This is a genomic window from Pirellulales bacterium (assembly GCA_036267355.1).
Lineage (GTDB): Bacteria > Planctomycetota > Planctomycetia > Pirellulales > DATAWG01 > DATAWG01.
In genome coordinates, this window is sequence record DATAWG010000087.1 from 17,653 (window position 1) to 40,354 (window position 22,702).

Here is a 22,702-nt window from a genome sequence, read left to right on the forward strand (position 1 = left end):
CGAACGCAGTTGTAAGCGGGTCATCAATCCATGCTGGCGATGCCGAGCACGCGGCGCAGGGCGGTGATCGCCACTTCGCCGAATTGGCGCGGCGACACGGACCACAATTGCGGGTTCATCAATTCAACCGCTACGGCTCCGGAATAATCGATCTCACGGAGCCGGGCGATCAGCGGTTCGAGCGTGAATTCGCCGTCGCCGGGCAGAATGCGGTCGGCATCGGTGGCCAGCTCGCGCAGCGGGCCCGCCATGTCGCAAAGCTGCACGTGGAACAGATTCTGGGGCGTCAAATGAGCTAAATCTTCCGGCTTGCTCGGGCCCGTGGCGTAGTGAAACATGTCGAGGCAGATGCCCAGGTGCGGGCTGTCGCAATGGGCCACGATTGCCGCGGCCGATTGCAGGTTGTTCGGCAATGTCGCGCGGGCTTGAAATTCGAGCGCGAGCCGAACTCCGGCTTGGCCCGCCTCTTCGCCGGCCTGCCGCAACGACACCTGCAAGCGGTCGAAATCTTGCTGCCCGAGCGGCCCTTCGACGTCGCCGGCGAGCACCAAGGTGCCGATCGCCAATTCGCGCGCGATCGCCAGACGCCGGCGAAAGTGGTCCCAATGTTCGCGGCGTGCTTCGCCTTGGCTGGTGAGCAAGCCGCCTTGATAACTGGCCACCGGCGCGGCGAGCCCGCTGTCGGCCAACAGCCTTCGAGCCTCGCCGAGTGAATGCGATTCGAGATAGGTTTCCAATTTCCCCCACCAGATTTCGATCGCCCCGCAATGCGCGGCAGCGAAATCCGCCACGTCGGTTTCGAACGAGGCATTCAGCGTGCAGACTTGGCTGATGGCGGGAAGCATTGGGGGAAAGGGTGAGGGTGAGGGTGAGGGGTGCGGCATTAGAATGGGACGGGTCGCGACTAGTTCGCGGTTGGAAGCTCGCTTGCGGTTTCGCGCGTTGCACGGAAGGCGCGAAGCCGCAAGCGAGCTTCGTCGTTTCAAAGTGTGTTCATTTCTTCCCTCGCCCCTCGCCCTCGCCCCTCGCCCCTATTTCACAGCCAGCGCCTTAGCGACCACGCAAAGCGGTCGCGCACGCGCTGCCACCACGGCCGGCTGCGAATCTCGACGAGCCGGATGCGGCGGCTATGGTGAATCTCGTGCAGACAAAATCGTGTTGCCGCGGCGGCCATCGCCTGGGAAAAAATCACGCCCACGAATTCCAGATTCGTTCGCAAGCTGCGCGGATCGAGATTCGCCGAGCCGACTATCGTCCGCACACCATCGATCACGATCACCTTGCTGTGCAGCATGTAGTCTTTTCGTTCGAAAATCAGGATGCCGCGGGCCAGCAGCCGGCGGCACAAATGTCGCGTGGCCCATTGCACGAGCTTCACGTCGCTATTGCCGGGCACGACAACCCGCACCCGCACGCCGCGCCGCCGAGCCCGCAGCAATTCGCGCATTACCGCGCCGATCGGAATGAAATAGGCCATCGACACGATGATCTCGCGCTGCGCGCCGCGGATCAGCGGCCCAATCACGCGGCCGATCCGCCGGCTGTGCCGACTCGGCCGGGAGGCGAAGAAAAAAATGTCGTCGCGCTCGGCGGCGAGCAATTGCCGCAACGGCCACGCCGCCGGCGCCGTGATCGGTTGCCGCGTTTTCCATTGCCAAAGCCGCTCCATCTCGCGGGCAATCTCCGCCTGCTTCGGTCCGACAAGGCGAACGTGCAAATCGCGCCAGCCGGCCGAGGCGGGCAGATGCCGAGCCTTGGCGTCGCTCGGCGTGGCGAGGCCCCGCTGATCGACAAGGTTCATCCCGCCAAAATACCCGACCCGATCGTCGACCACCAACAGCTTGCGATGATTCCGCCGATTCAAGAATTGCAGAAGGCGGATGTCCCAAAGCCGCTCGCGGATCGAATGAAAACCGTGCACCTTCACGCCGCCGGCGGTCAGGCGATCGAAAAAGGATTGCGGTGTCGAAAGGCAGCCGATCGAGTCGTACATCAATCGCACGTCGAGGCCGGCCGCCGCGCGCTCGATCAACGCGTCGGCCACGGCCCGGGCCGCCGAATCGTCGACGATGATATAGCTTTCGAGCCAGACACGCTGCCGGGCCGTGCGAATGTCGGCCAGCATCGCATCAATAAAGGAGATCGATTCCTCGTAGAGCGTCAGCTCATTGCCCGCCACCGCAACTGCCGCATGGTCCCAGTGCGGCTGCGGCAACGAGCGCTGTTCGGACGTCGGTCCTTCGGCAAGCGACATGGGCGGCTGGGATCCTGTATGGGGGCAGTTCTTATTCTAGACACTGACAATGGTGAGGGTGAAAGAATAGGGTGAGGGGTTAGGGTGAGGGGTTAGGGGGAAGAAGCTGGCGCCTGCCGCTGGTTTCGCTTCACGCGAATTGCGATGCTACAATGGGCACGGCGCTCCAGCGCTGCTGCCGTATCCCGCCTTTTATCCCACCCCGATTCCCACCGGTGAGTTTTTATGAAATTCCTGCCAATTCGCAAGTTGATCGCCGCCGCGCTAATGGCCGGCACGATGTTGGTCTGCCCGCCCCGAGCGGCTCATGCTCAAGCCACCGCGGAAACGCCCGCACAAAAAAGCGCTCGCATGAAATGGTTCCGCGAGGCACGCTTCGGGATGTTCATTCACTGGGGCGTCTATTCCGTTCCGGCGGGCGAATGGAAGGGCAACACCGACTATGCCGAATGGTTCTTGGAACAGACGCACATGCCGGTGTCGCAATACGAAAAATTCGCCCAGCAGTTCAACCCCGTGAAATTCGATGCCCGGCAATGGGTGCGGATCGCCAAGAATGCGGGCATGAAATACATCGTGATCACCAGCAAGCACCACGATGGCTTCGACATGTTCCCCTCGAAGCTCGGCGATTGGGGAATCAAATCGACGCCGTTTCATCGCGATCCGCTGAAAGAACTTTCCGAAGCGTGCAAGGAAGAAGGCATCACGCTCTGTTTCTATCATTCGATCATGGATTGGCATCATCCCGATTGGGGCAAGCGCCGGCCGTGGAACGACAAAGCGACCGGCAAGCCCGACATGGATCGCTACACCGCGTATCTCAAAGGCCAACTGAAAGAACTGCTCACGAACTACGGGCCGATCGGCATCCTCTGGTTCGACGGCCAGTGGGAAGATTGTTGGACCAAAGAGCGCGGCGACGATCTGTATCGATACGTTCGCGCGCTGCAGCCGAATATCATCGTCAACAATCGGGTCGGCAAAGGCGACGTCGGCGACTATGGCACGCCCGAGCAATCGATTCCCGCCACGGCCGATGCCGAGCCGTGGGAATCGTGCATGACGCTCAACGACCATTGGGGCTACAACAAGCACGACCACAATTGGAAGTCGGTCGCCACGATCATTCACAATCTGGTCGATTGCGCGAGCAAAGGGGGCAACTATCTGCTCAACGTCGGCCCGACCTCCGAAGGCCTGATCCCGCAACCGAGCGTCGATCGCCTGGCGGAAGTGGGCCGCTGGATGAACGTGAACGGCGAAGCCATCTACGCCACCTCGGCCACGCCGCTCAAGCCATTTGCCTGGGGCCGCGCGACGATGAAAACCATCGGCGGCAATACGACGCTTTATCTGCACGTGTTCAACTGGCCCGCGGATGGCAAGCTGCTCGTTCCCGGATTGCCGAACGAAGTGCGCACAGCTTATCTGCTCGCCGATCCGGCAAAGAAGCCGCTCACCGCGCAATCCTCGGATGCCGGCTTGACGATCGATCTTCCCGCAGCGGCGCCCGACCCGATCTGCTCGGTCGTCGTGCTGCAGCTCAAGGGACCGATCGAGCGAGTTGTGCAGCGGCAGGCCCCCGATGGTTCGATCCGTCTTTCGGCCGACGATGCGATTCTGCACGGCAAACAATTGCGGCACGAGCATCCGGAGCAAGGGGGCAACATCGGCTATTGGCTCGATCCGGCCGAATGGGTCGAATGGAATTTCATCGCCGTCAGGCCCGGCACCTATGCCGTCAAGGCCGAAATGGCTGAGACCGGCAGCGGAAAATTCACGCTCGCCATCGGCGATCGCTCGATCGAAACCAGTTCGCCCGACACCCATAGCTACGATCGCTATCGGCAAGTCGAGTTGGGCCGGATCGAAATCGCGGCGCCGGGCAAGACTTCGCTATCGGTCAAACCGATCAAAATCGGCTGGGCGGCGAGCAACCTGAAATCAATAACGCTCGAACCCGCGAAGTGAGCAAATCTTCGCGAGCTACAGAAACTTGAGCCTGAAAGGCTCATTCCGTCAGCCCAGGGCATAGCCGCGGAAGCGGCGTAGCCCTGGGAAGGTGGTGCAGCGCGTTGGCCGGCCCTGTTAGGGGCCGTTTCAAAATTTGGGAGGTTGACCCAGGCCTCCGCCGCCCAGATGGCTCCGGTCTGGGCTGGCAGAATCGGCTTTTCAGGCCGAGACGTTTCACGTTGCTCCCGCGCGGTTCACTTTTTCAACGAGGACATAAATTCGACAATGTCGCGCAGGTCGGATTTCGAAAGTGGCTTGGCGATGTCTTGTGGCATGGCCGATTTGCCGCTGGTGCGCTGATCGATTTTCGATTTCTCGACTGTGACGAGCTTTCCGTCGGGCGTCATCAGCGTGAGTTGTTTCGAATCTTCCGATTTCAGAATTCCCGCCACTTGCCGGCCATCGTCGAGAGCCAACACGACGGTTTCAAAACCCTTGGCGATCACCTTGTTCGGATCGACGACCGATTCCAACAGATATTCGCGCGGTTTCTCACCGCCGATCTTCGACAGATCGGGGCCGACCTTTCCGCCGGTGCCGGCAACCGTGTGGCAGCGGACGCAGCCGACTTCGGTGCGGTCGAAGAATATCGTGCGGCCGCGCTCGGCATCGCCGCCATAGAGCGATTCGCGATACGGATCGATCGATTCCTTCTTCGGCCGCAGCGTTTCGAAGCGCGCCAATTTCTCGCGCAGGGCCGGTGAATCGCGATGAGCGGCCGCTTCGAGAATATCAAGCTGCAATTCGTGCGGCGTCCGGCCGGCGAGCATCTTGTCGAACGACGCCGCGAGAATCGTGTCGCCTTGCGGCGATTTGATCGTGGCGAGCGTCGCCAAAGCCGCCTGCTGCTCCGCGGTGGTGCCGTCGGCCAATGCCGCTTCGAGCGGGCCGATCGCTTCGGCCGGATGCAATATCGCCAAAATCCGCCGAGCTTCGTTGCGCACGGCCGGCTCTGAATCCTTGAGCCCCGCAGCCACGACCGCATTCACGCGCGCATCGCGCAATTGCTCGATGGCCGACATGGCTTGAACGCGGACCGCGGCGGGTCGGCTGGTGTCGGTCGCCATCGCCACCAGCACGGGCACGACTTCTTTGATGCCCAACCGCCCAGCCACCTTTGCCGCGATTTGCCGCAGATGATTGCTGCCGGAGAAAATTCCGCCGAGCGCGGGGCGCAACGCGGCGATGGCAATTTGAGGATCGCGCGGCTTGATCGGCCGCCAGCCGTTCAGCACGCGATCGTGCCCCGATGGCTTGGCCCAATCGGCGAGCATCTCGAGCGCTTCGATCCGCATCGCCTCGGGTGCGTCGGAGCGAGCGGCAAAACGGGCGACGGCCGCCGCATTCTCGGCCGTGCCGAGCCGGAAGTTGGCATTCAGCACGCGGCGCAATAGCGCATCGCGCCCGTCGAAATCTTTGGAAATGGCGTCGCGTGTTGCATCGCTGGTGAGCGACGCTTGGCCGATCAGTTTTGCTAGCTCAGGCAGTTCCGACTCGAGCGGCAGATCGTGGATTGCCCGGGCCGCTTCGAGCACGAGCCGCGGGTCGGCGTCGTGCAAGAATCGCGCGATCGCGGGGTTTTCCATCCGCCGCAGCGCGAGCAGCACGCCCATCCGCACCGCCGCGGAGCTATCGTCGGCCGCGGTCAGCAGCGGGCTGATATTGCCATTGCTCGAGCCGACCAGGGCCATGACGGCCGAATGCCGCACGACCGGGTCCTTGTCGTCGTTGTCTCGCAGCAACTCGATGACCGGGCCGATGGCTTGCGGTCGCCCGAGCTTGCCGATCGCAATGGCGGCCAAATGGCGGACGCGCAAGCTGCTGTCTTTCAACAGCGGCAACAGAGGATCGAACGCGTCGGCATAGCGATCATCGCCGAGCACCTTGGCAATCTGGGCGCGAATTTCGGGATCGCGATCGGTTGTGAGGCTGACGATCGGGGCAAGCGATTCTTTCGCGTGTTGCCGCCCGATCTGGCCGAGGGCCCAAATCGCGTGGATGCGGGCGAGTAGATGTTGCTTGGTGCCCACGCCCTGCGCCGGATTGTCTTGGATAGCATCGGCGATCGCGACAAGCCGCGGAACAATCTCGCCGGCTTTGCCATCAAGCGCGCGAGCGGCCAGTTCGAATTGCGCTTCCTGGCGGATGCGCATATCGGCATGCGAGAGCAGATTGACCAACTCGGCGACCGGCCGGGCGGTCATCCCCTCGGCAATGAGCCGTTTCACTTCGAGCACGGCGGGGTCGTTTTGGTGCGCCGGGTCGTAAACTTTATAGATCCGCCCCTTGCCGCAGCCGTCCCAACCGTTGACCCAATCGGTGACGCAGAGCGAGCCGTCTGGGGCCCAATCGACGTCGGTGCAGAGGATGTGCCACAAGAATTCCTGGCTATCGACCATTTCGAACGACGCCCCCTTCGGCTTCAGCGCCACTGAGCGCACGCCGCTGGCGCCGGGGCCGCCGCGGAAATCGCACAGGAAAAAGTGCCCCTGCCATTTGTCCGACCAGCCGGTGCCAGGATAGTAGACCAGGCCCGAAGGGCCATCGGCCAACCAGCCCACGGGCGGCACGATGTAGGCCGCCTGCCCGGCGAACTGCGGATACCAAATCTTTTCGCGATTGAACGGCCCGCGGTCGTTCAGATATTGATAGGGCATTCGCCAACCGATGTCGCTTCCTTCGACGAGATACTCCCAGCGAGAACGATCGCCCGAATCGGAGTTGTTGTCGCACGAGAACAAATTGCCGTATTCGTCGAATGCCAGCTTTTCCGGATTGCGCACGCCGCTGCAAAACACTTCGACATCCGAGCCATCGGGGTTGCAGCGAAACACCGCGCCGGTTTCGGAGATGGCGAGGGTGCGGTCGCCCGATTTGACGTGAAACGCCCGATCGCCGAGCGAGTAGTAGAGCTTGCCGTCGGGGCCGAACTTCAGCCCGTGCAAATCATGGCCCAGGAACGACACGCGAATGCCGTAGCCGTAGCTCAGCGATTTGCGAACGTCGGCGTGCCCGGTTCCTTTCGTGTCGCGCAGCAGCCACAGATCGGGAATGCAGGTGTAGTAGACATCACCGTGCCGAGCGAGTATCCCGGCGCCGATCCCTTGCAGAACGCCGTTAAACCCATCGGCAAACACGCTCACATGGTCGGCCTTGCCGCTGCCGGAGCGATCTTCCAACAGGCGGATGCGATCTTCGTGCTTCGTGTAATCCGCGATCCGTTTTCCGAGATGCTTTTTCATCAGGGCCAAGCGATCTTCGACCGTTTTCGAGGCCATGTCGTCGTCGAGCCAATCCATGTGGCCGCGGTCGTCATCGACGCCGTGATGGATGCGATACGTTTCGCCGACATAGATTCGGCCATGCTCATCGACCGAAATGCAAACCGGGTTGGCGACCATCGGTTCGGCCGCCCAGAGCTTGACCTTTAAGCCTTCGGCAATCTTGAAGCTCGCGATCTGCCGTTCCCCCTCATCGGACGCCTTGGCGATCGAGGGCGCTTCGGCGGGCGGCGGGGAAGAAAAGTCGCCGGTCGCGGGCGATTCCGGCTCCGCGGCCGGCGCATGATTCCATCCTTGCACGACGAGGAAAAATCCGACAAAGAGCGACGACAGCGCGAGCGAATGCCGCATGGAAGAAAATCTCCGAGTCAGAAAACGAAGTTAGGCGGGATGAAAACCGCGAGGCGGGATCGAAGCCCAAATGCGCTTCGGGCGGGAGGATCGGACAATTATCTTACCCTACTTGCGGCGAAATCGGTTGGCAAGCCGCGGACGCGCGAAACCGCAAGCGAGCGTCAGACCCCTCACCCCCCGGCCCCTCTCCCACGAAGGGGAGAGGGGAGAAAGGGCTGACCGCATCATTCCGTCGCTTAATGCCGAGGTTTCATCTCGCCGCCTGGCGCCGAGGCGCGCTTGCGGTTTCGCGCGTCAAACCTAGTCCCTAGTCCCTCGTCCCTAGTCCCTCGTCCCTCACCCCTCGCCCCTCGCCCCTAAAAACTAATCGGCACCCTTCGCCCTTCGCGGTGGCTGGTGCGGGCGGCGAGCACGATCGAGAGGGCCCGATAGGCGTCTTCGAGGCCCGATGGATTGCGCACCAGGCTGGTTACAGAGCGGTAGAATTGCGACAAAAGCTGCTCCCCGACTGGCCGTTCGCTGTCGAGCGATTCCTGGTGCCGGCCCGCCCGGTCGAACCAGATCAGCGTCGACGGCAGATCGATGAAGGCGATGCCGTTTTGGCAGGCCACTTGCAGCGCCGGCGGCGGCCGAAACGACACGGCTTCCTCCCATTGCACGGGCATGTAGGTGCCGCAACTGATTTGGGCGGCCACGTCGGCTCCCGGCGCCCTCGGACCGGAGAAATCGAGGCTCATCATGTTGTAGTCTTCGGCGTTGCTATCCGGCGAAGCATTGTGGGCCAAGCCGAATACGGATGTGGGATCGCGACCGACGACGTATCGGCACCAATCCACTAATTCAACCAAATCGCGGATTTCCGCCGCCTTGGTTTTCGACCAGACTCGCGGCGGTGGGCCCTCCTTGATCGGCACGCGGCGGTGGCAGAATAGCAACCGCGGCTGGCCCAACCGGGTCGCAATTAGTTCTTTGAGCCGTAGCGTGGCGGCCGCGTGGCGGCGTGGGAATTCAGCCATGAATGCGATGCCCGACTCTTGCACGCGCGTTTTCAGCGTGAGCGCTTCGTCCGGATCGAGATTCGGCGTGACAGCACAATAGAACGCTTTACCTGCATCGCAGGCCGCCAGAATCGGCAGCGAACCATACCAGGGTTCCGAAAGCATCAGCAGGGCATCGATGTCTTCGCGAGCCGCAAGCGCGCGAAAGCCGTCGACCGGCGTAGCACTAAATTCCTGTGCCGCTTGCTCGGCGCGGCGCGCCACTTGGTCGCAAATCGCCCGAACTTCGAATCGGTCGGCCAATGAGCGCAGCGCGGGCCGATGCCGGGTCTCCCATGCCTCACCCAATCCGATCAGGCCGACCCGAAGCTTCATTTCGCGTGCATTAATCCAAGGGCAATGGCGCAGCAAGGCGGCGAATCACTGCAAAAAGCCGTCTGCTGGCGAAGAAAATTATATCGGCTTTTGGGTGCCGCGCCCAATCGGAAGCGGCGATGGGGGCGAAGTTTTCGCGACGGGCCGGCCGACGCGCGAAACCGCAAGTGAGCCCCACAGTCAAACTCGCAAACCGACGCTCGATTGCGATCAATCACGATCGACACATCGAAGAAATCGCTAGCGTCAAGGATTATCTTTTCGGAAAATTTTACCCATTTCCCCCCTTGTGATTAGGAATCGCCCATGTAGACTCACGCATTCTCAAAGACACGTGAGCGTTTGGTAATTTGGAGAATTCGCAACGAACGGAGTCTTCTCGCACAGGATGGCGGGCCATTGCAGCCAAGCTCTTCTGCGCAGGTTCCCAGGCCGGATTCTTCTGCCTCTCATGTGTCGACGGCATTTTAGGATTCCGCAGAGCAAGGATTTCTGCGAGCAACCTTGAGGGATTATCAATCTTGATGGAGGATCATCGATGTCGACTCTTGCATTGGCCTTGGCGTTAACCCTTTCGGCACTAACCACGGGCGAGCAGACCTACGAACAGGCCTACAACACCGCGGTGAACGACAGCAGCCGGCCGCTGGTCGTGCTGGTGGGCGCGGATTGGTGCCCGGCTTGCCAAGCGATGAAGACGAGCGTATTGCCCCAAGTGAAACAACTGGGCGGCTTGAATAACGTTTCTTTTGCCATGGTCAACGTCGATCGCGACAGCACGATCGCCAAAAGCCTGATGGAAGGGGGCTCGATCCCGCAGTTGGTCATGTTCGTCAAGACCGACAAAGGTTGGTCGCGACGCCAACTGACCGGGAACCAGAGCGTGTCGGCGGTGCAAGGATTTGTAGCCCAAGGCGTTAGCAGCGCCCATGCGGCCATTGCCACCACCGTTTCCGACAAACACTAACGCTGCCTTCTGAATGCCCGTTTGACCGTCTGCTGCCAGCGGCGCACGGTCAGACGGGATTTTATCGCCTGCATCGCCGGATGCCCGGCCATCTCCACCGCGAAGAATTCCCGGGTTCGCCGATAGCCTTCCTGCACCTCGACCGGATGAGCGCAAGTGATGCTCGTGCGGCCCGCTTCAAAGTGCGTGAGAAACTTGGGCACGTAGGCAATTCGGGATGAGGCGGCCGCGGCTTCCAACAGGAACAGCAGATCCGGGCCCGCGCCGAATCGTTCCGCGATCGCGTTCAATTGCGGGTCGGTGCCGATCGGCAGGCGGAATCGCGCGGCCGCGCGCCGGATCAAGGCGCAAGCGGGCGACACCGGCATCATGTTGCCGGTCAGCGAGCGCCGCAGATATTCGGCCGGGGTGAACGACTGCTGGTCGGGAAAAAAATGGATCGGCTGATCGCAGTCGGTCCGGTGCACGAGCGCTGCGCAAAACGCCAGCGCCATGCCCGGCTCGGCCTGCAAGGGCCCAAGCAGTTCTTCGATGAACGTCGGTTCGATCCAATCGTCCGACCAGAGCACTTTCACATAGTCGCCCGCGCAATGCTCGAGGCCGGCGATCCAATTCCGCGTCGGGCCCAAGTTGGTCGCGTTCCGAAACACGCGCACCCGCGAATCTTCGGCGGCCAAATTCTGCGCGACACGCCATGTGTCGTCGGTGCTGGCATTGTCGATGACGATCACTTCCAAGTTTTGATGCGTTTGCACAAGCGCCGACCGCACCGCTCTAACGAGTTGGCACTGGCGATTGTAGGTGGGCGTCAGGACGCTAACTTTCGGTGGCATGGGCAAGCGCCGGAGTTGATAAATGTTCGGCGATGGTTAAACAAGCGGCCGTCGGCCGCAACAACGTAGCAGGCACACTCCGTGTGCCGTCTGCGCACTCGCGGTGCGCTGCGCACAGAGCAGGGCAGACGGCACACGGAGTGTGCCTACTACGTTACGCCGCTCCGCGGCGAGCGCGGTTCAATTCACGAATCCAATCGAGCATTTCGGACAGGCCTTGGCGAAAATCGGTTTGCGGGCGCCAGTCGAAATCGCGCTGGGCGCGGCGGCAATCGGCAACGAACACCTTCTGATCGGCCGTGCGCCACCGCTGCAGTTCGATCGACAGCTGTGTGCCGATCAATCGCCCAAGATGCTCCAGCAGTTCGATGAGCGAGAGGCTGTTGGCCATGCCGCCGCCGATGTTGTAGATTCGGCCGGCAATTTCATCGATTCGACCGGCCGCTTGCAAATACACGCGAACCAAGTCGCTGGCATGCAGCACATCGCGCACTTGCTTGCCGCTTCCGCAGATCGAGATCGCGCGGCCGCTGGCGAGGGCCGCGAGCGATTCGCTAGCGAACCAACCGATCCAGCCCTGATCGAACGAGGCAAATTGCCGCCCGCCGTACATCGACGAATGCCGAAACACCACGGTTTTCAATCCGTAGATCCGATGGTAGTCGCGGCAACATTGGTCGGCCGAGAGCTTCGAGCAGCCATAGGGCGAGCTGCCGTCGAGCGACAGCGATTCATCGAGCCCCTCTGGATAATCGACGAGCAAATAACGCGTCGGCGATTCGTCGTATCGCAATTGTTCGAGACTGCCGTAGACTTTGTTGGTCGACGAATAGAGCATGGCTGTCTCGGGCGAGCCGAGGCGGATTGCTTCGAGAACGTTGAATGTTCCCAGCGCGTTGGTCTCGAAATCGAGTCGCGGGTTCGCCAGGCTCGTGGTCATCGCCACTTGTCCGGCCAGATGGGCCACGAACTGTGGGTGATATCGTCGCACCGCCGCCGCCGTCGCATCGGCATCGCGGACATCAGCCTCGATCATCGGCCAATCGGAACCATGCCGGGCGCGCAGCCAGCGCAGATTTTCGCCGGCGCCGCGGCCGCTCATGTTGTCCAACAAGGCAATCGACTTACCGCCGGCGAGCAGGGCGTCGGCGAGATTCGTTCCCACGAACCCGCATCCGCCGGTAATCAGCCAATTCATGCGACGGCCCTCCGTGGCAGGGCGCGAAGAAAATCGTCGAACGCCTGGCCCATGTAGTCGATCATCGGCTCGTTCAGTCCGGGGTAGACGCCGATCCAAAACGAGCGGCGCATGACCGTGTCGGCATTGGCCAAATCGCCGACCACGCGCATGTCCACATTTCGATACGCCGGCTGACGGGTGAGATTGCCGCCGAAAAGTTGCCGCGTGCCGATCCGCCGCGATTCCAGATGCCGCACCAAATCGAGCCGCGCGAACGGCGCCCCGCCCCGCACGGTGATCGGAAAGCCGAACCAACTCGGATCGCTATTCCGAGTGGCCCGAGGCAGGATCAGAAATTCTTCCCATTGGCGCAGTCGATCGTGAAGCGATTGCCAATTCCGCCGCCGCTCGGCGATGAACCGCGGCAGCTTGGCGAGCTGCGCGACGCCGACGGCCGCTTGCATGTCGGTCGCCTTGAGGTTGTAGCCGACGTGCGAATAGATGTATTTGTGATCGTAGCCTTCGGGCAGTTCGCCCAATTGCCAGTCGAAGCGCTTGCCGCAGGTGTTGTCTTTGCCCGGCGCGCACCAGCAGGCCCGGCCCCAATCGCGAAAGGATTCGACGAGCGTTTTCAAGCGCGAATTGTTCGTCGTGACGCAGCCGCCTTCGCCCATCGTGAGATGATGGGCCGGGTAGAAGCTGAACGTGGCCAAATCGCCGAACGTGCCGGTGTTTTGGCCCGCAAACGTCGAGCCCAGTGCGTCGCAATTATCTTCGATGAGCCACAGGCCGTGCCGCTTGGCGATCGCCCCGATGCCGGCCAGATCGAACGGATTGCCGAGCGTATGGGCCAGCACGATCGCTCGCGTTCGCGGGCCAACCGCCTCTTCGACGCGCGCGGCGGTGGTGTTGTATGTCTCCAATTCGACATCGACGAACACCGGCCGCAGTCCGTGTTGAATTGCCGGATTGACGGTGGTCGGAAAGCCGGCGGCGGCGGTGATCACTTCGTCGCCGGGCTGCAAACGGCGGTCGCCGAGCGTGTCGGAAGTCAGCGCGGCGATGGCCAGTAGATTGGCCGACGAGCCGGAATTGCACAGTAGCGCATGCCGCACGCCGACGTAGCGGGCGAAATCGCGTTCGAATCGATCGGCAAACCGGCCGGCCGTGAGCCAGAAATCGAGCGACGAATCGACCAACTGCATCAACTCGTCGGCATCGAACACGCGTCCGGCGACGGGCACGGCCGATTCGCCTGGCTCGAACGCTTGGCTCGCGAAACGAGCGGCGTGATATTCGCCGACCAATTCGAGAATCTGGCGGCGAATCCGCTCGTGTGAGTCGCCGGTGGAAGCGGGCACGTCGGTTGGCATAGGCTTGAAAAAAGGCTACAGGGCGTCGGGCCAAGCTTTGGATTCGTACTACCGGCGGCTAGCGCCTTGCCGCGCCGTGGGTTTGCGGGCGTTAGCGGCAAGGCGCTAGCCGCCGGTAATTCTTCGACGCATCGAACGATTCATGCGCATCGCTTTTCTTGCCCAGGGGTGAACCCTTCGACACCAATTTTCGCGGCGAACCAAGCGATCGTTTCCATCAGGCCGACCGCCAGCGTCCAGCGCGGTTCCCAGCCCAAAACTTTGCGTGTCGTCTCGGCGTCGGCGATCAGCGGCCCCTCGCCAAGCCGGTCGCCGATCGCGCCGAATAGCACGGGCGCTTCGCGTCCGGTCATTTTGGCGATGCATTCGACGGCCATGCGAATGCTCATCGGCTGGCCGGTTCCCAAGTCGAAAGTTTGGCCTTCGATGCCCGGCGTGAGCGCGGCGCGCAGCATACCGCGCACGACATCGCGCACGTAGACGAAATCGCACATCCGCTTGCCGCTCGTCAATTGCGGCGATTCACCGCGGAGCAATTTTAGGATCGTATAGGGGACCAATTTGTTTTCTTCCTGCCGCGGCCCATACGTGAGAAACGGCCGCACGGTGACGACCGGCAATCGATACAAACGGTGAAACATTCGCGTGTAAATGGTGGCCGCGGTTTTGGCGGCGGCATACGGCGACGCGACCACCGCGCGGCGAACGTCGTCGGCGGGTTCCTCGGGAGTGCCGGTGGCGATGATTCTTCGACAATTCAGGTTCACGACCGCAAGCAGCAGATTCATGGTGCCGATCAAATTGTGCTCGCACATCGTTCGCACGAGGTCCAACTCCTGGCGGGCCGTCACTTGCGCCGCGAGGTGGAACACGTATTCCGGCGCGATCCGCTTGCATGCATCCTCGACGCCCGCCGCGTCGCGCAAATCCACGCTCCAGGGAATCACGCCCGCGGCGCTTTCGCCGGCCGATCGCGCAAGCCCATGCACACGCGCGCCCAGCAGCCGCAGTGCCCGACAAAGCGCATGGCCCGCAAAGCCCGTAGCGCCGGTGACCAGCACGGTGCGGCCGTCAAACGCGTCGGCAAATTCGGTCTGCCAGAGTTGATCCATGCGGGTTTTATTGGGCCGAATTATTCGTCGCGCCACACTAGCCCGAAGCGTAAGCGAGGAAGCCACCGTGGTTCATCCTCGCTAACGCTTCGGGCTAGTATCCCGTAGCGTGTCGCGAATTCCTGGCACGATGAATAATCCGGGCTGACGCTTCGGGGTGGGGCTTCCTCGCTTACGCTTCGGGCTACGATTTCGTAGTCCAATTTCCTAACAAAACGAGTAAACGGGGTTGGGCGTTTCACGTCGGGGCGGCTTGCATCGCTTCGGCATGTTGCAGGCCGCGACGGCGTGCGCGGTAGTAGTTCTTTCTCGCTTTGCGGTAATGCCGCGAAATGTATTTAGCGGCCCGCACCCATCGCGACCACCCCAGCGGTTCGTCGGCCAGGCCGATGGCGGCCCGCATCTCGGCCATATCGCGAAACGAGGGGCCATGGCCCTCTTCGATCACGGTCCGCCAATATTCGACGAGCATCGCCTTTTTCCATTCCAATACGGCTTGCTCGCCGAACGTTGCGGCGGCGAATCGGGCCGTGTTGTCGATGAAGCGAATGTTCTCCTTGTGCATCGCCATCGACACCGTCGAGACGATATTCTGGCCGTGAAAGTGGTAATAGACGGCCGGGTAGCGATAGTAGGCGACATCGGTGAGCGTCATCATCTTCAGCCAGAGTTCGAGGTCGGCATACAGAATCTTGGGATCGTTCCAAGGATCGCAGCGCCGCGCCATCTCCAAATCAAATAGATTGCTCATCACTGGAATGTGGTACCGCCCGCGCCAAAAACCGAAGAAAAACTCCCGGCCCGGCGTGATCGTCGAAATCGCCAGATACGTCGCTTCTCGTACCGGCCGGCCGATCACGCAATCGGGCACCAGCAGCCCGACCTGCTGGCTTTCCAAAATGCTCACTCCCGCTTCGATGTAGCGGTAGTCGAGAAAGAAATCGTCGTCGGCCAACACGACCGCATATTTTCCTTGGGCTCCCGCGAGCACATGGCGGATGTTGTGCATCGCCGGCGTATCGGATGGCGGCGACGGCAGCAGCCGCACCCGCGGATCACGCCGCACAAACTCTGCCGCCACGGCCGGTGTATCGTCGCTCGAATGATTGTCCGAGATCAGCAGCTCGATGTTCGCATACGTTTGAGCCAGCACCGAACCGAGCGCGCGGCGCAATAGTGCGCTGCGGTTGTATGTCGGCACGAGAATGCTGATCAGAGGATCCAAGGGGGAAGGGTGAGGGTGAGGGGTGAGGGTAGGAACGGAACGACGAATGTCTTAGCTCGAATGACGAACTGATGGGTTTCTGATACGTTCGATGCCGGACGTTCGGCGTTCATGTCATGCGGCGCGGCGGGTGGCGGGATGGGAGGGGGAACGTTGCGGGGCATGGATCCCGGCCGATCGCTCGTAGCGCTCGATCTGATCGAGCGTCAACTGGCGATGATCGACCGTGGTTGCTACGGCTTGATTTGCACTGCGAGCACCTGTCTGCCCGCTGCTTCCGCCCGCGGTCGCATGGCGATACCAATCGGCTGTCATGGCGACGGCGTCGTCGAGGTCCATGGCCATTCGCCAACCGAGCAGCGATCGGGCTTTGCTGCAATCCAATCGCAACAGGCCGGCTTCGTGCGGACCGATCTCCGTCGATTCCGCCTGCCATGCTCCGTTGCCCCAGGCGGCGAAGAAGCGGTCGAGCAATTCGCCGACCGCCACCGTGTCGTTGTCCGCGGGGCCGAAATTCCATGCGCTCGACCAACGCTGCGGTTCGGCATACAATCGCTCGGCAAGCATCAAATAGCCGTGCAACGGTTCGAGCACATGTTGCCACGGACGGATCGCGCGCGGCCGCCGCACCACCAGCGGCTTGCCGGCCAGGATCGAGCGAACGGCGTCGGGCACGATCCGGTCTTCGGCCCAATCGCCGCCGCCGAGCACATTGCCGGCCCGGGCCGTCGCGACGCCGATCGGCCGCCTCTCGGCCGACAGAAACGACCGTCGCCAAGCCGCGGTCACCAATTCCGCGCAGGCTTTGCTGGCGCTATAAGGATCGTGGCCTCCCAGCGGCTCCGTTTCCCGGTAGCCCCAATGCCATTCTTGATTCTCATAGCACTTGTCGCTCGTGACGACCACCACCGCACGCACCGATTCGACATGCCGAATCGCTTCGAGCAAGTGAACCGTGCCGAACACATTCGTGGCGAATGTCTCGACCGGCTGGGCGTACGACGCACGCACCAAGGGCTGCGCCGCAAGATGGAAAACGACTTCCGGCTGCTGCTCGGCCAGCGCCGAACCGAGCGCCGAGAGATTTCGCACGTCGCCGCGAAGATCGGTCATCGCCTCGCCGACGCGGGCCGCTCGAAAGAGGCTTGGCTCCGGCGGCGGATCGAGAGCAAAGCCAGACACCTGGGCGTCCATGCGCTCGAGCCAAAGCGACAGCCAACTTCCTTTGAAGCCGGTGTGCCCGGTAAGAAACACGCGTCGTCCGGACCAAAACTGCGAATCCATTCGCGCCCCCAAAAGCCAATGACGAATGACGAAGCTCGAATGTCTAACGAATGCCCGAATGACTAATGTCTAATGGCCAATGTCTAACGCCGCACACCGCCGAACGACCGTCTCGTCATTCGTCGTTCGTGCTTCGTCATTCCTTTAGACATTCCTCATTCGGCATTCGTCATTCCTACCTGTCCCCTCACCCTGCATTCACGCTGCCGCTCGCCACGGCGCCGTTCCTTCGCTCCACAGTCGCTCGAGCAGGCGTACGTCGCGCAGCGTGTCCATGCATTGCCAAAAGCCTTGATGCCGGTAGGCAACGAGTTGGCCGTCGCGAGCCAGTTGCTCGAGCGGCTCGCGCTCGAAGACGATATGGTCGCTGGCGATGTAGTCCATCACGCTTGGTTCCAAAACAAAAAAGCCGCCGTTGATCCAACCCTCGCCGATCTGCGGCTTCTCGTCGAATCGCGTCACCAGATCGCCGAAGAACGTCAGGCCGCCGAATCGCGCCGGCGGCCGAACGGCCGTCACCGTGGCCAATTTGCCGTGGCTGCGGTGAAAGGCCAGCAGGCGGTGCAGATCGATGTCGGCCAGGCCGTCGCCGTAGGTGAGCATGAATGTTGCGTCGCCGAGCCACGGCCTCAATCGCTTGACGCGGCCGCCCGTGTCGGTTTCCGCGCCGGTGTCGATCAGATGCACGAGCCAGTCTTCCCGGGCTTCGTCGTGCGGATCGACGATTCCGCGGGCCAGATCGATCGTCAAGTTGCTACGGAGGCGATGATAGTTGAGAAAATAGCTTTTGACCACGTCGCCCTTGTAGCCCAGGGCCACGGCGAATTCTTTGTGGCCGAATCGAGCGTAGAGATTCATGATGTGCCAGAGCACGGGGTGGCCGCCAATCTCGACCATCGGCTTTGGCTTCAGCCCGGTCTCTTCTTGCAACCGAGTGCCGAGCCCCCCGGCCAGTAGTGCGACTTTCATCGTTTGTCCTCGTGCGACTGCGCGCTGCCCCCTGGAGCGTTTGCGGAACAATAGTCAAAACCGGGGATTAGCGGAAGATCAGACTTTCACGGTGCGGCGGCTTTGCTGGCGTTGGCAGCACAGCAAACCGGCGCTGCGATGCTTGACTGTGACGGCGGGGGCGTTCAAAGTGCAAGCATTCCCCGCCAGCCTCCCCGCCACTGTTAGCAGCCCGTTGAAGTATTTTGACCCCTGCATATCTTCGTGTGCCAACGATGGTCTAGGTGCGGGCCGTGTGCCACTGGCGAGCGAAGTCGGCCAACGCGAGCGCCGCAGGACTCGGCGCGACTCCGGCACGTTGCCGTTTGGCGAGCGTTCTCGCGGCAGATGCCATCGAGCCCGGAACGTCAACTTGCCGGCCGACACTGGCCGACTGCGCTGGCCAGTGCCACACCAACCAGCCAGCGGCACACCAACCAGCCAGTGCCACACCCCTCGCATTTTTGAAAGCCTCTCTCCGATGATCCCAACGCACCGCATCTGTTCGCTTTTGGCCGCGCTGTTTTTCGTGCTGTTGCCGCCGCTGCAAAACCGATCGCGGGCGGCCGATTCCGGGGCGGCCGATTTCTACGTTTCGCCGCTCGGCCGCGATCGTTGGTCGGGCCGGAGGGATAGGCCCACGGCCGACGGCAGCGACGGCCCATTGGCAACGGTTTCGCGCGCACAAGCATTGGTGCGCGAATTGAAAACACACGAGCCGCAGCGGCAAAAGCCGATCGTCGTCGCGATTCGCGGCGGCACTTATTTTCTTGATCGCCCGCTGGTGTTCGAAGCGGCCGATTCCGGCAGCGAGCGTGCGGGAATCGTCTATCGCGCATACGCGGGCGAACGCCCGATGTTCAGCGGTGGCGTGCGCATCAGCGATTGGAAGATTTCGCCGGACGGCCGCTGGCAAACCAAATTGCCCGAGGTGAAGGCGGGCAAATGGTCGTTCGCCCAATTGTTTGTCGATGATCGGCGCTGTTTCCGCCCTCGGCTGCCGAAGCATGGCTATTACACGATCGCAGAGCGATTGCCGCCCGCTTCCAAATCGGGTGTGGGCGATAGCCGGTTTGCATTCCGCGGCGACGACATCCGCGCCGATTGGGCCAACCAAGCCGATGTCGAAGTAATGCCATTTTTGATCTGGTCGGCGGCGCGGTTGCGGATCGCCGCCGTCGATCCCGCCAAACATGTCGTCAGCTTCACCGGCACGACCCGGCATCACGAAAATTGGGCCGCACTGGATAAAGGCCATCGCTTTCTCGTCGACAATGTCCGCGAAGCGCTCAGCGAACCGGGCCAATGGTATCTCGACCGCCCAAGCGGCGAGCTCACCTATATTCCACTGCCGAATCAGCGCCCCGCCGATACGACCGTCATCGCTCCGCGGCTGGAGCAACTCTTCGAGTTGGTCGGAACGCCAGCGGCAGCCGCCAGTGAAAAACCCGGCGGCGGCCAAACAATTGGCCCGGTCGAGCATCTGCAATTCGAAGGGCTGACATTTGACCATTCGAATTGGACGCTGCCGCCGCATGGCCAGGCGATTCCGCAGGCCGAAGTTTCGCTTACCGCCGCGATCTCGGCCGTTTGGGCCCGCGATGTCGTGTTCCGCCACTGCGCGGTCGAGCACACGGGAGCTTGGGCCATCGAATTCGGGGCAGGCTGCCGGCAAGATCGAGTCGAAGATTGCGAGTTGGTCGATCTCGGCGCCGGCGGGGTCAAAATCGGCGACGCCCAACCGGCCGCCGCTCCAAATTCCCCGCGAATACCCGGCGATCCGCAAACCGCCCCCGCGGAAATCACCGTTCGCAATTCCCTGATCGCCCACGGCGGCCGATTGCATCCCGCGGCCGTCGGAGTTTGGATCGGCCATAGTCCGCGCAATACGATCGACCACAATGAAATCGCCGATTTCTACTACACCGGCATTTCCGTCGGCTGGACGTGGGGCTACGCGCCCAGCAATGCCCACGACAACGCAATCACCGCCAACCACATTCATACGCTCGGCCAGCATGTGCTTTCCGACATGGGGGGTGTCTATTCGCTCGGCCTCTCGCCGGGCACCGTCGTCAGCGGCAACGTGATCCACGATGTGCAATCGTTCGACTATGGCGGCTGGGGGCTGTACACCGACGAAGGATCCTCCGGCATGGTGCTGAAAAACAATCTCGTCTACCGCACCAAGAGCGGCAGCGTGCACCAGCACTACGGCCGGGAAAATCATTTCGAAAACAACATCTTCGCCTTCGCCCAGCAAGCCCAGCTCATGCGCACACGATCGGAAAACCACGTTTCGTTCTTCCTCGAGCGCAACATCGTCTACTGGGACAACGCCAGCCCGCTGTTGGGCTCGAATTGGCGCGACAACAATTTCCACCTCGACAACAACGTGTATTGGAACCCGTCGTACCCGGAGATCAAATTTTTCGGCGGCCTGTCGCTCGACCAATGGCGCGCCGCCCGCCATCAAGACGAGCATTCGTTGATCGCCGACCCGAGGCTGGTCGATCCCGCGCACGGCGATTTCCACGTCCGCCCCGACTCGCCGGCATTGCGGCTCGGCTTTCAGCCGTTCGACTACACCAAAGCCGGCCGTACCGGCCCCGCCGATCTGACGAAAGACTTGCCCCCCGTCCCGCCGGCATTCGAACCGGCGCAACATTAGACGAGCGAAGGAAACTACGAAAAGCGCGAGGGCGACGGCTTCGATGTCGCCCCGCACCAACGTAGCAGGCACACTCCGTGTGCCGTCGGCCCCGCCCGGTGCGCAACCACTCCGCGAAGCGCAGACGGTACGCGGAGTGTGCCGTCGGTCTCGCTTTGTGCGCAACGCACCGCGGAGCGCAGACGGCACACGGAGTGTGCCTGCTACGTTGGTCGCGGCTCCGCCGCACGGTGGGTCCGTGCCACGAACACACGAATTCGTTGTGAGGATCGACGAAAGTGTTTTTATCGTAGCAGGCACACTCCGTGTGCCGTCGGCCCCGCCCGGTGCGCAACCACTCCGCGGAGCGCAGACGGTCGGCGGAGTGTGCCGTCGGCCTCGCTTTGTGCGCAACGCACCGCGGAGCGCAGACGGCACACGGAGTGTGCCTGCTACGTTGGCCGCGGCTCCGCCGCACGGTGGCTCCGTGGTTTACCGTTCGCGAGCGCTGTCAACTGCTCCGCCGGACACCCGTCATCGTCGTTCGAGGACCATTTGGGGCCACGTGCGCCCGTTTGTCGTATTGCACCACGAGCAGATAATTCTTGAATGCTCCGGGGAATCGATAGGTCTCGGTTACGATCGAATCGATATGGTTTGGGCTCGCCTGCACGTCGGTCTTGTCGGGCAATCGCTTTAAGAGTTCGTGCACTTTTTCCACTGTCCAAAACTGAAAATCCGCGCTAATTGCATGCCGCGGCCCGCTCGTCGGTCCTTTCGACGCCCCCTCGTCTTCACTCGGCATCTGGGCTGCGAGCAGATCGTAGGCTCGATTCCTGGGGATTCGGCCACGCAACCAATCGATTCCCAGCAATCCAATCGCCACGACCAATAGCGCCAATAGCACGACCCGCGACACGGGCCAGCGCGGTTTCGCATCGGCGGAGACTTGCGCGGCCTCGGGAACCGGCGGTTGCACGGGATCGGTGGGCAGCGACATCGGGTGGATCCTATTGCTTGCGTACGCGCCAAAGGGCCGTCATCGGGGCAGCTTTGCCGGCTTGCTGTTCGAGATACATGACCACGACATTGTAGCTTTTGATGATGCCCGGATAGCGGTAGGTTTCGACTAGAATCGGGACCATCTCGTCGTTGATATCGGCGCTCTTTTTTTCGGACGCATCGGGCTGCCGGCCCAACAATTCGTGAACTCCTTCCGCCGTCATGGGAGTCGACTTACTGGTTCCGCCTCCGCCGCCGAACGCGGCTCCTCGAGCCGAATCGGCCGAACTTTGCTGCGAAAGTTTTTCGTTGATTTGCTTGAACGCTCGGCTTTGCGGCAGCCGGCCGCGAAAAACGTCGCTCGCCAACAATCCGACGGCCACGATCAACAGCAGCACGAGCACGATCCACGTCAGCCCGGGCCGACGTTGGTCAACGAAAGCTTCCGGCGCCGCCAAATCCGCGTTGCCGACCATTTTATTCGGCGGTGGCTGATCGGCGCCACTATCGGGCAATACGTCCGCCATGATGCGCAACCTCGCTCCGCCGAAGCGGAATTCTCGTCGATTCGCCGACCTGGCCGTGCGGCGAATCTCTGCCTTGCTTCAACCTCCATAGTCTAGCCACCGCACTAAAACCTTGCCAGCCGAGCGAGGCCAGGAACCCAGTTTGGCGCGGCACTGACTGATTGGCGCGGCACTGGCTGATTGGCGCGGCACTGGCTGATTGGCGCGGCACTGGCTGATTGGTGTGGCACTGGCCAGCGCAGTCGGCCAGTGCCGGCCGGCGAGTTGACGTTCCGGTCCGGAGG

Annotated in this window: 16 protein-coding genes; 3 read left to right on the forward strand and 13 right to left on the reverse strand. The window is 61.9% G+C overall.

Annotated features, from left to right (window positions below):
* Nucleotides 1–23 precede the first annotated feature (23 nt).
* Together VHX65_13765 and VHX65_13770 are read right to left on the reverse strand one after the other, a co-directional pair.
* Nucleotides 24–845 (reverse strand): sugar phosphate isomerase/epimerase family protein, encoded by an 822-nt coding sequence (locus VHX65_13765; GenBank protein HEX3999614.1) that lies wholly within the window; start codon nt 843–845, stop codon nt 24–26.
* Nucleotides 846–1,036: 191 nt separating this feature from the next.
* On the reverse strand, nt 1,037–2,254 hold the full coding sequence (locus VHX65_13770) for a phospholipase D-like domain-containing protein (GenBank protein HEX3999615.1): 1,218 nt from the start codon (nt 2,252–2,254) through the stop codon (nt 1,037–1,039).
* A 225-nt stretch (nt 2,255–2,479) separates the two neighbouring features.
* Here VHX65_13770 and VHX65_13775 point away from each other — a divergent pair, with 225 nt between their 5' ends.
* Entirely contained in the window at nt 2,480–4,228 is a 1,749-nt protein-coding gene (locus tag VHX65_13775) for an alpha-L-fucosidase (GenBank protein HEX3999616.1), read from the forward strand.
* Nucleotides 4,229–4,464: 236 nt separating this feature from the next.
* Here VHX65_13775 and VHX65_13780 read toward each other — a convergent pair whose 3' ends face one another.
* Together VHX65_13780 and VHX65_13785 are read right to left on the reverse strand one after the other, a co-directional pair.
* Nucleotides 4,465–7,902 (reverse strand): PVC-type heme-binding CxxCH protein, encoded by a 3,438-nt coding sequence (locus VHX65_13780; protein ID HEX3999617.1) that lies wholly within the window; start codon nt 7,900–7,902, stop codon nt 4,465–4,467.
* Between the two features lie 359 nt (nt 7,903–8,261).
* The gene (locus VHX65_13785; GenBank protein HEX3999618.1) at nt 8,262–9,278 is read right to left on the reverse strand and encodes a Gfo/Idh/MocA family oxidoreductase; all 1,017 of its coding nucleotides are present in this window, start codon (nt 9,276–9,278) and stop codon (nt 8,262–8,264) included.
* A gap of 538 nt (nt 9,279–9,816) precedes the next feature.
* Between VHX65_13785 and VHX65_13790 the strand changes: the two genes are divergently transcribed.
* Nucleotides 9,817–10,245: a thioredoxin family protein gene (locus tag VHX65_13790; protein HEX3999619.1), complete on the forward strand. Its 429-nt coding sequence runs from the start codon at nt 9,817–9,819 to the stop codon at nt 10,243–10,245.
* Here VHX65_13790 and VHX65_13795 read toward each other — a convergent pair.
* From VHX65_13795 to rfbF, 7 genes are all read right to left on the reverse strand, one after another.
* Nucleotides 10,242–11,078: a glycosyltransferase family 2 protein gene (locus VHX65_13795; protein HEX3999620.1), complete on the reverse strand. Its 837-nt coding sequence runs from the start codon at nt 11,076–11,078 to the stop codon at nt 10,242–10,244. The genes VHX65_13790 and VHX65_13795 overlap by 4 nt on opposite strands.
* A gap of 154 nt (nt 11,079–11,232) precedes the next feature.
* Nucleotides 11,233–12,276: a GDP-mannose 4,6-dehydratase gene (locus VHX65_13800; protein HEX3999621.1), complete on the reverse strand. Its 1,044-nt coding sequence runs from the start codon at nt 12,274–12,276 to the stop codon at nt 11,233–11,235.
* Nucleotides 12,273–13,631 carry a lipopolysaccharide biosynthesis protein RfbH gene (gene rfbH / locus VHX65_13805; GenBank protein ID HEX3999622.1) on the reverse strand — a complete coding sequence of 453 codons (1,359 nt, stop codon included), beginning with the start codon at nt 13,629–13,631 and terminating at the stop codon, nt 12,273–12,275. The genes VHX65_13800 and rfbH overlap by 4 nt, the downstream gene beginning before the upstream one ends.
* Nucleotides 13,632–13,771: 140 nt before the next feature.
* On the reverse strand, nt 13,772–14,743 hold the full coding sequence (locus tag VHX65_13810) for an NAD(P)-dependent oxidoreductase (protein ID HEX3999623.1): 972 nt from the start codon (nt 14,741–14,743) through the stop codon (nt 13,772–13,774).
* Between the two features lie 238 nt (nt 14,744–14,981).
* Nucleotides 14,982–15,968, reverse strand: a complete 987-nt coding sequence (locus VHX65_13815; GenBank protein ID HEX3999624.1) for a glycosyltransferase family A protein — start codon at nt 15,966–15,968, stop codon at nt 14,982–14,984.
* A gap of 114 nt (nt 15,969–16,082) precedes the next feature.
* Nucleotides 16,083–17,252 carry a CDP-glucose 4,6-dehydratase gene (rfbG, locus tag VHX65_13820; GenBank protein ID HEX3999625.1) on the reverse strand — a complete coding sequence of 390 codons (1,170 nt, stop codon included), beginning with the start codon at nt 17,250–17,252 and terminating at the stop codon, nt 16,083–16,085.
* Nucleotides 17,253–17,450: 198 nt separating this feature from the next.
* On the reverse strand, nt 17,451–18,221 hold the full coding sequence (rfbF, locus tag VHX65_13825) for a glucose-1-phosphate cytidylyltransferase (GenBank protein ID HEX3999626.1): 771 nt from the start codon (nt 18,219–18,221) through the stop codon (nt 17,451–17,453).
* 499 nt (nt 18,222–18,720) lie between these two features.
* On the opposite strand from rfbF, the gene VHX65_13830 reads away from it, so the two are divergent.
* Nucleotides 18,721–20,910 carry a right-handed parallel beta-helix repeat-containing protein gene (locus VHX65_13830; GenBank protein HEX3999627.1) on the forward strand — a complete coding sequence of 730 codons (2,190 nt, stop codon included), beginning with the start codon at nt 18,721–18,723 and terminating at the stop codon, nt 20,908–20,910.
* Between the two features lie 490 nt (nt 20,911–21,400).
* On the opposite strand, the gene VHX65_13835 is transcribed toward VHX65_13830, so the two are convergent.
* Both VHX65_13835 and VHX65_13840 read right to left on the reverse strand, forming a co-directional pair.
* Nucleotides 21,401–21,889, reverse strand: coding sequence for a hypothetical protein (locus VHX65_13835; GenBank protein HEX3999628.1), 489 nt, complete (start codon nt 21,887–21,889; stop codon nt 21,401–21,403).
* Between the two features lie 10 nt (nt 21,890–21,899).
* The gene (locus VHX65_13840; GenBank protein ID HEX3999629.1) at nt 21,900–22,418 is read right to left on the reverse strand and encodes a hypothetical protein; all 519 of its coding nucleotides are present in this window, start codon (nt 22,416–22,418) and stop codon (nt 21,900–21,902) included.
* Between the last annotated feature and the right edge of the window lie 284 nt (nt 22,419–22,702).

Excerpts from the sequence above, each read along its gene's own strand:
- VHX65_13840 (HEX3999629.1), bottom strand. The coding sequence starts at position 22,418 with ATGGCGGACGTATTGCCCGATAGTGGCGCCGATCAGCCACCGCCGAAT.
- VHX65_13830 (HEX3999627.1), top strand. The coding sequence starts at position 18,721 with ATGATCCCAACGCACCGCATCTGTTCGCTTTTGGCCGCGCTGTTTTTC.
- VHX65_13775 (HEX3999616.1), top strand. The coding sequence starts at position 2,480 with ATGAAATTCCTGCCAATTCGCAAGTTGATCGCCGCCGCGCTAATGGCC.
- VHX65_13770 (HEX3999615.1), bottom strand. The coding sequence starts at position 2,254 with ATGTCGCTTGCCGAAGGACCGACGTCCGAACAGCGCTCGTTGCCGCAG.
- rfbF (HEX3999626.1), bottom strand. The coding sequence starts at position 18,221 with ATGAAAGTCGCACTACTGGCCGGGGGGCTCGGCACTCGGTTGCAAGAA.
- VHX65_13795 (HEX3999620.1), bottom strand. The coding sequence starts at position 11,078 with ATGCCACCGAAAGTTAGCGTCCTGACGCCCACCTACAATCGCCAGTGC.
- rfbG (HEX3999625.1), bottom strand. The coding sequence starts at position 17,252 with ATGGATTCGCAGTTTTGGTCCGGACGACGCGTGTTTCTTACCGGGCAC.
- VHX65_13835 (HEX3999628.1), bottom strand. The coding sequence starts at position 21,889 with ATGTCGCTGCCCACCGATCCCGTGCAACCGCCGGTTCCCGAGGCCGCG.
- VHX65_13785 (HEX3999618.1), bottom strand. The coding sequence starts at position 9,278 with ATGAAGCTTCGGGTCGGCCTGATCGGATTGGGTGAGGCATGGGAGACC.
- VHX65_13800 (HEX3999621.1), bottom strand. The coding sequence starts at position 12,276 with ATGAATTGGCTGATTACCGGCGGATGCGGGTTCGTGGGAACGAATCTC.
- VHX65_13790 (HEX3999619.1), top strand. The coding sequence starts at position 9,817 with ATGTCGACTCTTGCATTGGCCTTGGCGTTAACCCTTTCGGCACTAACC.
- VHX65_13765 (HEX3999614.1), bottom strand. The coding sequence starts at position 845 with ATGCTTCCCGCCATCAGCCAAGTCTGCACGCTGAATGCCTCGTTCGAA.
- VHX65_13810 (HEX3999623.1), bottom strand. The coding sequence starts at position 14,743 with ATGGATCAACTCTGGCAGACCGAATTTGCCGACGCGTTTGACGGCCGC.
- VHX65_13780 (HEX3999617.1), bottom strand. The coding sequence starts at position 7,902 with ATGCGGCATTCGCTCGCGCTGTCGTCGCTCTTTGTCGGATTTTTCCTC.
- rfbH (HEX3999622.1), bottom strand. The coding sequence starts at position 13,631 with ATGCCAACCGACGTGCCCGCTTCCACCGGCGACTCACACGAGCGGATT.